The organism is Polaribacter sp. WD7 (assembly GCF_003335085.1).
Taxonomy (GTDB): domain Bacteria; phylum Bacteroidota; class Bacteroidia; order Flavobacteriales; family Flavobacteriaceae; genus Polaribacter.
This window is the reverse complement of the sequence record NZ_QPEJ01000012.1, coordinates 74578-89025: the sequence shown is the minus strand read 5'-3', so window position 1 is coordinate 89025 and position 14448 is coordinate 74578. Positions and strand designations below refer to the sequence as shown.

General features: G+C 32.8%; 10 protein-coding genes. 6 read left to right on the top strand and 4 right to left on the bottom strand.

The window, feature by feature from the left end; translation table 11 throughout:
• Positions 1-156 precede the first annotated feature (156 nt).
• Positions 157-255: a GIY-YIG nuclease family protein gene (locus tag DUT90_RS13545; RefSeq protein WP_408962300.1), complete on the bottom strand. Its 99-nt coding sequence runs from the start codon at positions 253-255 to the stop codon at positions 157-159.
• A gap of 46 nt (positions 256-301) precedes the next feature.
• Entirely contained in the window at positions 302-1561 is a 1260-nt protein-coding gene (locus DUT90_RS00985) for a Y-family DNA polymerase (RefSeq protein ID WP_114424848.1), read from the bottom strand.
• A gap of 37 nt (positions 1562-1598) precedes the next feature.
• Here DUT90_RS00985 and DUT90_RS00980 point away from each other — a divergent pair, with 37 nt between their 5' ends.
• From DUT90_RS00980 to DUT90_RS00965, 4 genes are read left to right on the top strand one after another with little or no spacing between them, the layout of a single operon-like run.
• Positions 1599-2798, top strand: a complete 1200-nt coding sequence (locus tag DUT90_RS00980) for a pyridoxal phosphate-dependent aminotransferase family protein (RefSeq protein WP_114424847.1) — start codon at positions 1599-1601, stop codon at positions 2796-2798.
• Between the two features lies 1 nt (position 2799).
• The gene (locus tag DUT90_RS00975; protein WP_114424846.1) at positions 2800-3204 is read left to right on the top strand and encodes a DUF2007 domain-containing protein; all 405 of its coding nucleotides are present in this window, start codon (positions 2800-2802) and stop codon (positions 3202-3204) included.
• Between the two features lies 1 nt (position 3205).
• Positions 3206-3814: a dethiobiotin synthase gene (gene bioD, locus DUT90_RS00970; RefSeq protein ID WP_114424845.1), complete on the top strand. Its 609-nt coding sequence runs from the start codon at positions 3206-3208 to the stop codon at positions 3812-3814.
• A gap of 10 nt (positions 3815-3824) precedes the next feature.
• Entirely contained in the window at positions 3825-4259 is a 435-nt protein-coding gene (locus DUT90_RS00965; protein ID WP_114424876.1) for a LexA family transcriptional regulator, read from the top strand.
• On the opposite strand, the gene DUT90_RS00960 is transcribed toward DUT90_RS00965, so the two are convergent.
• On the bottom strand, positions 4256-4705 hold the full coding sequence (locus DUT90_RS00960) for a nucleoside deaminase (protein ID WP_114424844.1): 450 nt from the start codon (positions 4703-4705) through the stop codon (positions 4256-4258). The genes DUT90_RS00965 and DUT90_RS00960 overlap by 4 nt on opposite strands.
• 56 nt (positions 4706-4761) lie before the next feature.
• Here DUT90_RS00960 and dxs point away from each other — a divergent pair, with 56 nt between their 5' ends.
• On the top strand, positions 4762-6534 hold the full coding sequence (dxs, locus tag DUT90_RS00955) for a 1-deoxy-D-xylulose-5-phosphate synthase (protein ID WP_114424843.1): 1773 nt from the start codon (positions 4762-4764) through the stop codon (positions 6532-6534).
• A 48-nt stretch (positions 6535-6582) separates the two neighbouring features.
• Here dxs and DUT90_RS00950 read toward each other — a convergent pair whose 3' ends face one another.
• A complete protein-coding gene (locus DUT90_RS00950; RefSeq protein ID WP_114424842.1) occupies positions 6583-9360 on the bottom strand; it encodes a T9SS type A sorting domain-containing protein in 2778 nt (925 codons plus the stop codon).
• Between the two features lie 339 nt (positions 9361-9699).
• Between DUT90_RS00950 and DUT90_RS00945 the strand changes: the two genes are divergently transcribed.
• Complete coding sequence (locus tag DUT90_RS00945) at positions 9700-14412, top strand: Ig-like domain-containing protein (RefSeq protein ID WP_114424841.1); 4713 nt, start codon at positions 9700-9702, stop codon at positions 14410-14412.
• Positions 14413-14448 lie beyond the last annotated feature (36 nt).

The following is a 14448-nucleotide window of genomic DNA, read 5'->3' as shown; positions in this document are numbered from 1 at the left end:
TTGAATTACTTTTTGAATTGAATTCAAATTCCATTCTTTATGCCAATTATTTAATTACGTTTCTCTCGCAATAACTTTGTTTATATCTGTAAACTCTTCAAAATAAATCAAACCTTTTAGGTTATATTTTTTGATAAATACTAACACTGTTTCATCCTAATGCTTATATAATTTTTTAGACAAGTTCGTAGTAACTCCAATATAAAAAATCGTTCTATAGGTATTAGTCAATATGTAAACAAAGCTCTTTTTCATTTAATGATGTGACCCTGAAACAAGTTCAGGGTGACGTATTTCAATTTTATTTTATCTCCAAAACTTCATTAATATTGGTGGTGTATTTTGGTGATAATCGTTCTTGACGCATTTTCCAAGTACGTCTTAAATCTTGGTTTCCTAATTTTATCTTATCTGCTTTATATTTTTTATTCAAACCATCTATAGCTGCCATTAACAGTTTGTGTTTTGGGTTTTCGTGTGTAAATAAATTGAGCTGATAATTATCGTTGGGTACTAAACCAGAAATAATTACCCCTGCTTTTTTATATTGTATACCTTTTTTAAAAATACTTTCTACGGCAGTAACCGCAGCTTTAGCGATAGTTAAAGTAGAGTCTGTTGGGTAAGACAATATAACAGTTGTATTTTCTTTTTGATATTGTTGACTTTTGTCAAATTTATTACTGCGTAAAAACACATAAATAGTATGACAACTAGAGCGTTGCTCTCTTAGCTTTTTGGCACAACTTGTTGCAAAAGTTGAAATACGCTCTTTAATATTATCAATATCTGAGTACGTATTTTCGAAACTTCGAGTAGTTGCAATCATCTTTTTAGATGGCACAATCTCTTCTAAAGGAATTTTAGAAATACCTTGTAAATCCTTTTGCAAACGCCACCCTACTATGGACAATTCCTTGCGTACCCAATCACTTGAAAGCTGCGTAAAATCATAAGCAGTTACACATCCTTTTGCTTGTAACCTTTTTTGCAAACCTTTGCCAATTCCCCAAACTTTTTCAATCTGAGTCCATTTTAGCGCTTTAATTCTTTTTTCATCAGAATCTATAACACAAATTCCTTTAGACTGTTTCAAATTAGAACGTGCAATTTTATTGGCAACTTTACTCAACCCTTTTGTGGGCGCAATTCCTACACAGGTTGGTATTCCTGTCCATTTTAAAATTCTGTTTCTAATTTTAGTAGCATATGCTTCAAAATCATAATTCTCAAAACCTTTGAATTCTAAAAATGATTCATCAATAGAATACACCTCAATATCTGGAGAAAAATCAGACAAAATACTCATTACTCTTGCGCTCATATCTCCATACAACGGATAATTAGATGATAAAACTGTAATGTTGTGGTCTTTACAAAACTGTTCCCATTTAAAAATGGGCGCACCAAAAGGCAGTCCTATTTTCTTAGCTTCATCGCTCATAGAAATCACACAACCATCATTATTACTTAAAATAGCAACAGGTTTGTTTTGTAAATTAGGGTTAAAAACCCGCTCACAAGACGCATAAAAATTATTACAATCTACTAATGCAAACATAAGAGTAAAGGTATAGAAATTTGTTATTTTTGTGATGATGAATCTACCAAAGAAATTAACAATACAACTAAAATCTCGTGAGGAAACCAATTCTTTACGAAAATTAAAAACACCTTCTAGTTTGGTCGATTTTTCTTCTAATGATTATTTAGGTTTTGCAAAATCTGAAGCTATTTTTAAGCAAACACATCAATTTTTGGTTGATAAAGACATCAAACAAAATGGTGCTACAGGCAGTAGGTTATTGTCTGGAAATCATCTACTATATGATGATGTTGAAACATTTTTAAGCGAGTTTCATCAGTCTGAATCTACTACAATTTTCAATTCTGGTTATGATGCCAATATTGGTTTTTTTTCTTCAATTCCACAACGTGGAGATATTATTTTGTATGATGAGTTTATTCATGCTTCCATTCGTGATGGTATAAAATTAAGCAATGCCAAAGCATTTAAGTTTTTGCATAATGATGTAGAGGATTTAGAAAAGAAATTGCTTCATTTTATTGATAAAAATGAGGTTTTTCGACAAGCTCAAAATGACAGAGAGCGTCATTCTGAACTTGATTCAGAATCACATCAAACAATATACGTTGCTACAGAGTCTGTTTTTTCTATGGATGGTGATTCTCCTGATTTAGAAAAAATGTCACACATAATTAAAAAACACAATGCCTTTTTTATTGTTGATGAAGCGCATGCTGTTGGTGTTTTCAGAGAAGGTTTGATTCAGAAATTGAATTTACAAAATGAAATTTTTGCAAGAATCATCACTTTCGGAAAAGCTATGGGTTGTCATGGTGCAGCTATTTTAGGAAGTAAACAACTACAACAGTATTTAGTCAATTTTGCACGAAGTTTTATTTATACAACTGGGCTTTCTCCGCATTCTTTGGCTACAATATTAACTTCTTATCAGCAACTTGTCATTACGAGTGAAAACGAGAAATCTCAAAAGCAGAAACTTCAGCAAAACATTCATCACTTTTTAAAAGAAGTAAAAAGATTGAATTTAAGTTTTATCCCAAGTTGTTCTGCAGTTCATTGTTGTATTGTTTCAGGAAATAAAAATGTAAAATCAATCTCAGAAAAGTTACATCAAAAAGGTTTTGATGTAAAGGCAATTTTGTCGCCTACAGTTCCAGAAGGTAAAGAGCGTTTGCGTTTTTGTTTGCATAGTTATAATTCTACAATAGAAATTAGTGACGTATTAGAGTTGATGCGTATTTTTGTGTAACATGAAAGATACTTTTGTAACTATAGCAACTTTTAAATACTCTTCTGAAGCTCATATAATTAGAGGTAAATTAGAATCAGAAAAAATCAAAGTTTATATGGCTGATGACATCACTATAGACACAGACCCTTTAATGAGTCATGCAATTGGTGGTGTTAAATTAAAGGTATCGAAAGCGCAAGAAAAAAAAGCTAGAGAAGTTTTAAAAACCATTAGTAAATATTCTTTAGATGATGAAGGGAACCCTATTAAATGTCCAAAATGTGGAAATGAAAAAGCAGGTTTCCTCTCTACAATTAAGGATTTTAAATCCCTAATTATTTACCTTTTAGGTCTTGTATTTTTTACGCTTCCTTTTTATACTAAGTACAAATATCGATGTGAAAATTGTAAAATAGAATTTTAAAATGAAAACATATTTTATTACAGGAATATCCACAGAAGTTGGCAAAACAGTAGCATCAGCAATTGTAACTGAGGCTCTAGAAGCAGATTACTGGAAACCTATTCAGGCAGGAGATTTAGATAATTCTGATACACATAAAGTTGAACGATTTGTCTCAAATACAAAGTCTGTTTTTCATAAAAATGCATTTGCTTTAAACACTCCTATGAGTCCGCATGCAGCTGCTGAAATTGATGGAATCAATATCGATTTAAACGCTATCACAGCACCAAAAACAGACAATCATTTGGTTATTGAAGGCGCTGGAGGTTTGCTAGTTCCTTTAAATAATAAGGATACTATTTTAGATTTGATAAAACCTGATTATAAGGTGATTGTGGTTTCTCGTCATTATTTAGGCAGCATCAATCATACTTTATTAACGGTAAAGTTATTACAAGAAAAAGGATTTGAAGTTGCTATTGTTTTTTCTGGTGATGAGCATCCTACTACAGAAAATATTATTAAAAAAATGACCAATGTAGATATTATTGGTAGAATTGATGAAGAGCCTTATTTTGATAAAAATGTGATCGCAGAATATGCAAATAAATTCAGAGAAAAATTGTAATTTGCAAACTATGATTGCTTCACAAAACCTTACTTTTTTCACTCCAAAGGCTTCATCAGGAAATGGTGCTGTTTTTATTGATACAGGAATTTCAGCTGGATTTCCATCGCCTGCAGATGATTTTAGAGAAACAAGAATTTCTTTAGATGATGAATTAATTCAAAATAAAGACGCTACTTTTTTTGCTAAAGTAAAAGGACAATCTATGATTGATGCTGGTTTAGATGACAACGATTTATTGGTAATTGATAGAAGTTTAGAACCTGCCAACAATAAAATTGCTGTTTGTTTTTTAGATGGTGAATTTACAGTTAAGCGTTTGCGTGTAGAAAAAAATGAAGTATGGTTACAACCAGAAAATCCTAATTATCCTATTATTAATATTACAGAAGATAACGATTTTGTGATTTGGGGTATTGTAACTAATGTGATTAAAAAAGTTTAATTCAAATTCCTTTTTTCGATAAAAAAACGTTTTAAAAGTTGCGAACATTCATGTTCTAAAATATTGGGTATTACTTTTGTCTTTGGATGTAAGGTGGTTTTTAAGTTTTTAAAACCTCTTTCGGGTTCTGAAGCCCCAAATACTATTTTGCCGATTTGTGCCCAATAACTTGCACCTGCACACATTTGACAAGGTTCTAAAGTTACATATAGCACACAATCTTTTAAATACTTACCTCCTAAAAAATCTGCAGCAGCTGTAAATGCTTGCATTTCTGCATGCGCAGTTACATCGTTTAAAGTTTCTGTTAAATTATATGCTCTTGCAATAATTTGGTTGTTTAAAACAATAATGGCTCCAACAGGAACTTCTCCTTTATCAAAGGCCGTTTGTGCCTCTTGTAAAGCTTTTCTCATAAAATATTCGTCGTCAAAGGGCTGTATCATTCGTAAAGAATTATAAAAATCAATATTACAAAAAAGGATTATTGTATTTTTGTAGAATGTCAAAAAATTTGTTAAACAACATCTCTAATCCTACTGATTTAAGAAAATTAAATTCAGAACAACTACCTCAACTCGCCAAAGAATTGAGAGAGTTTATCATTGACATTGTTGCCACAAAGGAAGGACATTTGGGTGCAAGTTTAGGCGTTGTAGAACTTACCATTGCATTGCATTATTTGTTTGACACTCCTAATGATTTATTGGTTTGGGATGTGGGACACCAAGCCTATGGCCACAAAATTTTAACGGGTAGAAAAGAGGTTTTTCATACCAATAGACAATTTGGAGGAATTGCTGGTTTTCCTCTGAGAACTGAAAGTGAATTTGACGCTTTTGGTGTTGGCCACTCTTCTACCTCTATTTCTGCAGTTTTGGGTATGGCCATTGCGTCTCGCCTAAATGGAAACCTTAACAAACATCATATTGCAGTAATTGGAGATGCTTCTATAGCGAGTGGAATGGCATTTGAGGCTTTAAATCATGCTGGTGTTTCTAAAGCAAACATACTTATTATTTTAAATGATAATGCCATTGGTATAGATCCCGCTGTTGGTGCTGTTAAAGAGTATTTAACCAAGGTGAAAAACGATAGAAAACTTGCTGCTCAAAACAATATTATTAAAGCTTTAAATTTTGATTATTCAGGCCCTATTGATGGTCATGATTTACCCAAACTTTTATCAGAATTAAAACGTTTACAATCTATAAAAGGACCTAAATTTTTACATATTATTACTACAAAAGGTAAAGGTTTGCAAAAAGCAGAAGAAGATCAAGTAACCTATCATGCTCCTGGAAAATTTGATAAAATTTCTGGGGAAAGAATAAAAAAAGAAAGCAATCTATATACTAAATATCAAGATGTTTTTGGAAAAACGATTGTTGAGTTAGCAGAAAAAAATGATAAAATTGTAGGAATCACCCCTGCAATGCTAACAGGTAGCTCTCTAAAGTTTTTGATGAAAAAATTTCCTGAGCGTACCTTTGATGTGGGTATTGCAGAACAACATGCAGTAACTTTAGCTGCTGGTATGGCAACTCAAGGATTGGTTCCGTTTTGTGCAATCTACTCTACATTTTTACAACGCGCTTACGATCAAGTAATTCATGATGTTGCTTTACAAAACTTGCCTGTTATTTTTTGTATTGATAGAGCTGGTTTGGTGGGAAATGATGGTGCTACACATCATGGAGTTTTTGATTTGGCTTATTTACGATGTATTCCTAATTTAATTATTTGCGCACCAAGAAATGAAATTGAACTTAGAAATATATTATTTACTGCTCAAAAAGGATTACAGCACCCTATTGCTATTCGCTATCCCAGAGGATATGGAAGCATCAAAGATTGGCAACAACCTTTTAATACTGTAGAAATTGGAAAAGGAGTTTGTTTGCGAGAAGGAAAATCTGTTGCTATCTTATCTCTTGGTAGTATTACTAATAGTGCAAATGAAGCTATTCAGAAATCTATCAAAAAAGATGAATTTGCGCACTATGATTTACGTTTTGTAAAACCGCTGGACCAACAATTACTGCATAAAATTTTTAAGAAACATTCTACTATTTTAACTCTAGAAGATGGTGTAATCTCTGGTGGATTTGGCACTTCTATTTTGGAGTTTGCTGCAAAACATCAATATAAAAATAAGATTAAACTTTTAGGAATTCCTGATCATTTTATAGAACATGGATCACCTGAAAGATTGCAACTTAAATACGGCCTAGATGTAAATTCTTTGCTCAATACATTTGAGTTTTACTTATAAAAAAAGACGCTATTTAAAGCGTCTTTTTTTACTATATAGATAAAAGCATTACTCAATAATAATTTTGTTAGAGAATTTATTTTGATTACCGTCAATAATGTTTACAATATAGACCCCTGTGCTTAAATTTACAGAAATCGCCTTCTGTTCATTCAATTCAAAATCAATATTTTGACGATATACCTGCTTCCCAGAAATGGTGTATATACCCATTTCACCCTTACCTAACGCTGTATTTCCATATACTGTAAAATTTCCGTCGGAGATGGTTGGAAAGATTGTAAACGACTTATTATTCGCCAAAACCTCATCAACAGAAGCTACAGCAGATTCAAATTTACCTGTAAACATTCCTCTACCGTGTGTAGATGCTAACACCGTATTATCTGATGTTCTTAAATCTAAATCTACAACAGTAACATCACTCATACCGTTAAAAGATTGTTCCCAAACAGGACTAGTAACTGTAAAATCTAACGTTCTCCATACACCTAATTCTGTTCCTATAATTAACTCTCTTCTATTTAAAGGATCTTGTAAAATACATTTAACGGGTAAATCTGGTAAATTACCTTCTATTCCTCTCCAAGAACCTCCTCCGTTATTTGTAAACCAAATACTAGTAACTCCATAATTATGAACAGTAACGAATATATCATTCTCTGTCTCTCCAAATTCTATGTCTGATATACTTCCTGTTATAATTCCATTTGAAATATCTGTAAATATTGGTGAAGTATTTGCGTTTGTTATTCTTACAACTTTTCCGTTTGCTAAACCAACATAAAGTTTAGTTGATGTAGTTGTAAAAGGCGAAACCTGAAATGCTGTTGGTTCTTGATCAATTAAAGACGATTGTAAAAAATCATTTGATTGAACTTCTCCTGGAAGAAAACCTTTAACTCTTTCGATTTGAAAAGTAGTCTCAAAACTTGCATTTGAATAAAAAATATCTAAGTTTTTATCTAATACTGCTGTATTGATAAAACTACCTAAGTTATTTTCATCATCATCTTCTGATGTAGAAATTGTTTCTGCTTGCGTAAGTTGTGGATAATTTATCCATCTATGTGTGTTAAATGGAAAAGACTGTATCATGTACTGACCACTATCATCTATTTCGGTAAAACCTCCATCTCCACCAAAAAAATCTTGATAAGAATTGGCACCACCCAATGAATTTATAGACCCTGGTGTACCATTATCTTGTGTTCCACCAAAAATATCATCTCCATTAGAAAAATCTACCTCATCTATAGCTCCATAATAGAATTGAGTAACGTTGTAGTTTGTATTTCTTGATGTAATATTAATACTTGTTTGACTTTGATTAATATTGGGCGTATAATACACTCCTCCATCAGTACCAAATACGGCTTGATTCTCATTTCCTGCCCCAGGTCTAAATACAATAGCATGATGATCTGCGTGAACTAAAGGAACATTTAGGTTTCTTAAATTATTATTATTTGACCACTTAGATATCTGAGTCCAACTAGTACCGTTGTTAGTAGAGCGAAATAAATCTATTCCACCAATAAAAAGATTATCATTTTGATCTACCTCTATTGGTAAGTTATAAAAAGCTTGACCTCTAGTGTAGTCTGTTGCAGAAATATCATTATCTGCATCATTAGGTTCGTTTAAAGGTGTTAAAGTTGAAAATGCATTGTCAGTAAAAAATAAATCTGCTTGTTGTGCATTGTTATTAGGTACATTAACAGCAACCCAAAATTTATTGGGGTCTGTGCTTGAAACTTCTAATTCTGTTCTAGCAGCGTTTGGTATGGTTCTTATCAAATTAAATATAGTGCCGTTGGTAGATCTGTAAATTCTACCTCCGTTTTGCCCAAAACTACTTCTAGTTGTTGTCACCCATATATTGTTGTTTAAATCTATTTCAATATCATTAGGGTTTATAAAAGTATTATTTGCTTCTCTTAAATTAATTCGTGTCCAACTACTTCCTCCATTAGTAGATCTATATAAACCTTGTTCTTGAATACCTAAAAATTGATTTGGATTGCTAGAATCTCCATAAAAAGCACCTGCAATAGCTGCATACAATTCTGTAGTACTACCTACATCTCTGGCAACAATATCGTTAACATAAAAGATTCCATTTACAGATTGATTATTCAAAGAGAGTCTTCCTTCTGCCCCACCAAATATATTATTCCATGTTGTTCCTCCATCTATAGATTTCCAAACACCTCTACCAACTGCATTACCACTAACGTATGATTCTCCAGATCCAATGTAAAATACGTTGGTATTATTAGGATCATATATTATAGAAGTTACAGAAATATTTGCTCCAATGTTAGGAACTAAGGTCCACGAAGAATTAGGATTTGTAATATCTTGGTTCACCCATAATCCTCCACTTACACCTCCTGCAAAAACTCTTCTATTGGTAGAATCGTTTGGATCAAACATAATGCCTCTTGTTCTTCCTCCAATATTATTGGGTCCACGATCTGTCCATTGGTTAGTTTCTTGCCCAGGAGATTTTGCTAAAAATTTTCTTTTCTCTTTTAAAGTCTTTCTAATTTCTACAATATTCTCTGGCATAGGGCGCCCCGTATTAGGGTCAAAAGTTAATTCCCATAATCTTTCGTAGTAAGCATTAGGTGGTAAACCTAGAGATTTTCTGTCTTTTTTAGCTAGATTTTTTGTATTTTTAAATGGACTGTTCTTTAAAAAATAAGCATGTTTCTCTTTTAGTTCATCTAACTTACTGCTATCTGCATCTAAAAAAAATAAGCATAATAGAAATAAAGAAGTCCCTAATAAAATAATAGATAATCGTATTTTTCTTTTCATTATTTAATGTATTGTATAGCTTCACAATTTATATAAAATATTTAGTTCTACACAAACTAAGTTGTTAATTCTTTTAAATTTAAATCCTCTTTTATCATTGATTTACCAAAAAATAAGTACCTGTATTAATCTAAAAATGTTAAAATTAATACCCTGACTGTCAACGCCATATAAGAAAGTATGTTAAAACAGAATCATACACAATTGATTTACAGTATTTTATGTTTTAAATTAAACTAAATATGTGAATTTCAAAAAAAATTTAACATTCTCAAAAAAAAGTAACGTTAAAAACATTGATTTATTTTTATAACTTGGCTAAATCAAAACTATTTAAAAATGAAAAAAAAATTACCCTTTAAAAAAATTGTTATTCCGACGTTACTGCTTGCTTGCAGTTATATAGGTTATCAAAACTTAAACAAGTCAGAAACTAAAAGTTCTCTCATCAATGAAAAGCGAGAAAAATTCAATAAATTTTTAGATGAACATCCTTATAGTAATAGAAATATTACTCATGATGAATATGTAAAAATATCTAAAAAAGACAGACCAGATTTAGCCGCAGAACAAAACTACCTTATGATGGTAGACCCTAATTCTTTGACTGTACCTTATGAAGAAGTTGCTACTGCTTTTGATTATACAAGCAAAAGATTGAAACAAATAAACCAGTCTAAGACTGTTTTTCAACAAAATAATAATTCTATTCAAAATAGTGGAACTTCTTTCTTTCAAGAATCTTCAGAATTTTCAGAAGCTATTACTGTAGGTGGTAATCCTGTAGTATGGAAAGAAAGAGGTCCAGATAACGTTGGTGGTAGAACAAGAGCCATTTTATGGGATCCTAACGACCCAACTAATAGAAGAGTATTTGCTGCCGGTGTTACAGGTGGTATTTGGGTTAATGATAATGTACTTGATCCAAATTCTTCTTGGAGAGCAATTAATGACTTTTTAACATCTATTGCTGTAAATAATATTGTAGCAGATCCTAACAATCCTCAAATATTTTATGCAGGTACGGGTGAAGGTTGGTTTAATAGTAGTGCTGTAAGAGGTATTGGTATTTTTAAATCTACAGATGCCGGTAAAACATGGAGTTTACTTTCTAGTACAACAGGTCAAGAATTTGCATTTGTTCAAAAAATAGAAATTACGCCTTCTGGAACAATTATAGCCGCTACTAGAGCAGTTGATACACAAAGTGGTGGTATTTTTAGGTCTACAGATGATGGTGCAACTTTTACAAGAGTTTTAAATACAAGAGGTGCAGATATAGAAATAGCTTCTAACGGAGATATTTATGCTTCTAGAGGTATTTTTAGCACTGGTACAATTTTTAAATCTACTGATGAAGGTGTAAACTGGATTGATGTAACTCCTCCAGGTGGTAATAACCCTGCAAGAATAGAAATTGCTATAGCACCTTCTAACGCTAGTATTATTTATGCAATGGCTCATGATCGTAGTGACAATACTTTAGATTGGATACAAAAATCTACTGATGCAGGAGCTACTTGGACAAACATAGCAATACCACAACATAATGATGGTTGTGCAGCAACTGCAACTGATGTTACTAGAACACAAGCTTGGTACGATTTAATTTTAGCCGTTAGCCCAACCAATCCTGATGTGGTAATTGCAGGAGGTGTAGACTTAGCAAGAACTGATGATGGAGGACAAACTTGGACCCAAATATCTGAGTGGTTAAACTGTAGTGGTATAGAAGATGTACATGCAGATCAACATGCTATCGTATTTAGACCAGGACATCCTAATGAGGCTTTATTTGGAAATGATGGAGGTATTTATTACTCTCCAAATATTGGTATTGCAACAACGCCAACTTTTGAAACTAGAGATAAAAATTATACAACTACACAATTTTATGCTGTTGCTACAGATAATGTCGATGGATCTGATTATTATATAGGAGGAACGCAAGATAATGGTAGTTTACAATTAAGGAGTGATCTTAATCTTTCTGCTGTAGAAGTATTGGGTGGTGATGGTGCTTTTGCACATGTAGATCAACTAGATCGTACTTTTCAGTTAACTGCTTCTCAGTTTGGTAGATCAGCCCATTCTTCTAATGGAGGTGCTTCTTTTACTCGTTTACAAACTTTAGGTACAGGTAATTTTATCAACCAAAGTGATTATGACAATGCCTCTGGTATTTTATACAGTACCGCAGGTAATGATGAAATTGCATTAATTACAAACGTAAAATCTGCCAACCCAAGTGCAGAAGTTGCTGTAAGTGTTAATTTAGGAGGAAGACAAGTTTCTGCATTTAGAGCCAATGCAAATACGCCAAATAGGTTATTTGTAGGAACTGAAGGAGGTAGAATTTTTAGAATTGATGATGCTAATGCAGATACACGTACCGTAACTGAAATTACAAATAATATTACTGCTGCTGGTAATGTTTCTTCTATAGACATAGGTTCTAGTGATATGGAGCTTATAGCAACCTACTCTAACTTTGGTGTACCTTCAGTTTGGTACTCTATAGATGCAGGTGCTACATGGATTAACAAAGATGAAGCATCTCACGGTTTACCAAACATACCAATAAGATGGGCACTATTTAACCCAAACAACACGCAACAAGTATTACTAGCAACAGAGTTAGGTGTATGGTCTTCTAATGATATTACTGCTGCAAACCCAGGTTGGGAACCAAGTAATGAAGGTTTAGCAAATGTAAGGTGTGACATGATTCAATACAGAGCTGCTGACGGAATGATTGTAGTTGCTACACATGGTAGAGGATTTTTTACCTCTAATATCTTTTCTACTGATGATACAGATGCACCTGCAGTAGTTGCTTTAACTCCTACTGATGATGAAACTGTGGCAACACCTTTAGATCTTAATTTAGAAATTCAATTTAACGAACCTGTAAAAGTTGGTACAGGAAATATTAGCATCTTTTTAGCTTCTGATGATTCTTTAGTAGAGAGTATTGCTGTAGGTAGCAATCAAGTAAATATTTCTGGAACTAGAGTAGTTATTAATGCTGCTAATGATTTAATTGCGCAAACAGCATACTATGTTCAAATAGATGCAGGTGCATTTACAGATAATTTTAGTAATGATTTTGCAGGAATTACAGATAGTGCTACATGGAATTTCACCACTTTTGATGGAGATACACCTCCTATTGTAAACGTTCCAATATCTGACCTTAGTATTGCTGAAAATTCTGATAATATAGTGATTGATTTGGCTACTGTTTTTAATGATGTAGATAATGACAACAGCGCTATTACTTTTAATATAGTTAGCAATAGTACTACTGCAGTTGTAGATGCTACATTAGTAGATAGCAATTTAACCTTAGACTTTCTAGATGATAGAATTGGAACTTCTCAAATAGTAGTTAGAGCTACCTCAAACGGAAAAACAGTAGACGATGCATTTAATGTAACCGTTAACAGTACTGCAACTGTACTTTTTGACCAACCAGGACCAAGTAATAGATCTGGAAGATTAGAAGGAACTTATGTTAATGGTGCTAACCAAAATGCTGAAGATTTTATTGTTCCTGGCGGACAAGAATGGACTGTTTCTACAGTTACTACTCAAGCATTTTCTTTAGGACAAGCAGATTTAGATTTACAAAATGTAAATGTTATCATTTATAACGATAATGATGGTGCTCCAGGAGATATTGTGCAACAACAATCTGTTCTTGCTGATCAAGGACAAATTATTGGAGGAGAAACAGGTAATGCTTCCCTAACAGTAAGGCTAAATAATACTGTTAACTTAACATCTGGTATTTATTGGGTTAGTATTTTTCCAACATTTAATGTAAATTTTGGAACTGATGCTACTACTGCACTGTATGCATGGTCTACTAGTGCAAACCCTGGAAATAGTCATGCTGGTAATGGTTCTGGAACTTTCACCGCAGAAGGATTTGAACTTTTATTTACTGTTGATGGTAGTGCTGTTATTACAGACGCTGCCCCAGAAATAGCAAATCCTATTGCAGATATAGAGTTGTCTGATATTCCTGATCCAAATCCAATGATAATAGATTTATCATCAACATTTACAGATTCAGATAATGATGATAGTTTGATAACTTTAGAAATTGTTAGTAATACAAACTCTTCTGTTGTTGCTGCTACAATATCTGAACAAAATCTATCTTTAGACTTTACTAGTTTTGGTAGTTCAGAAATTACCATTAGAGCTACTTCTAACGGTTTAAGTATAGAAGATTCTTTTAACGTAAGTGTTCTTGAAGAGTTGTTTGCTCAAATAGATACTGCTGTACAAGGGAGTCCGTCTCAATTGTTCCCAGATTTTGGAGCTAGCTTAGAGTCTGCAGATAACTTTATTGTTCCTGGCGGAGAAGATTGGGATTTATTTAGAGTTAATGTTGTAGGAACAATTACAAATGGTGCTCCGCAATTGGCATTTTTTAAAATTTATGAAGACAACAATGGATTACCTGGTAATGAAATATACAATTCAGGAAATTTAACTGTAGAACCTACAAATGACAGTTCAGATTTTAGGCTTACGCTTGATGTGCCAACAACATTATCTTCAGGTACATACTGGATTTCTGTACAAACATCTCAAGCATTCAGTCCTGGAAATAATCAATGGGTTTGGTCTTACGCGACATCAACGCCAACAGAAGACTATGCTAGACAAGATCCTGGTCAATTACTTGCTGGTGCTTGGGCTGCTACATGGGAAATCAGTGGAAACAACGGAGCATTAATTTTTAGTTTAGATGGTGAAAGCAAGCAAGTATTAAGCACTGCTAGTTTTAATGATAGCGAACTAAAACTTCTTGCAAATCCTACTAACGGATTATTTGAAGTTCAGTTAGGTTCTGTATTTAATGATAACCTAAGCATAGAGGTTTATGATGTTACAGGTAGAATGATTTTAAACCAATCTGTAGAAGCAAGTCAGTCTCGTTTTTCTATTGATTTACAAAACAGTTCTAGTGGAATATACCTTATGAAAATCTTAGGTGAAGGCAAAACCAAAACATTTAAACTTATAAAAGAGTAAATAATTATAAAAAACGGGTAATTTTGCAATTGCCCG

Bases quoted from the DNA above. Each gene is read 5' to 3' on its own strand.
- DUT90_RS00950 (WP_114424842.1), bottom strand. From the start codon at position 9,360: ATGAAAAGAAAAATACGATTATCTATTATTTTATTAGGGACTTCTTTA.
- DUT90_RS00960 (WP_114424844.1), bottom strand. From the start codon at position 4,705: ATGATACAGCCCTTTGACGACGAATATTTTATGAGAAAAGCTTTACAA.
- dxs (WP_114424843.1), top strand. From the start codon at position 4,762: ATGTCAAAAAATTTGTTAAACAACATCTCTAATCCTACTGATTTAAGA.
- DUT90_RS00975 (WP_114424846.1), top strand. From the start codon at position 2,800: ATGAAAGATACTTTTGTAACTATAGCAACTTTTAAATACTCTTCTGAA.
- DUT90_RS00945 (WP_114424841.1), top strand. From the start codon at position 9,700: ATGAAAAAAAAATTACCCTTTAAAAAAATTGTTATTCCGACGTTACTG.
- DUT90_RS00985 (WP_114424848.1), bottom strand. From the start codon at position 1,561: ATGTTTGCATTAGTAGATTGTAATAATTTTTATGCGTCTTGTGAGCGG.
- bioD (WP_114424845.1), top strand. From the start codon at position 3,206: ATGAAAACATATTTTATTACAGGAATATCCACAGAAGTTGGCAAAACA.
- DUT90_RS13545 (WP_408962300.1), bottom strand. From the start codon at position 255: ATGAAAAAGAGCTTTGTTTACATATTGACTAATACCTATAGAACGATT.
- DUT90_RS00980 (WP_114424847.1), top strand. From the start codon at position 1,599: ATGAATCTACCAAAGAAATTAACAATACAACTAAAATCTCGTGAGGAA.
- DUT90_RS00965 (WP_114424876.1), top strand. From the start codon at position 3,825: ATGATTGCTTCACAAAACCTTACTTTTTTCACTCCAAAGGCTTCATCA.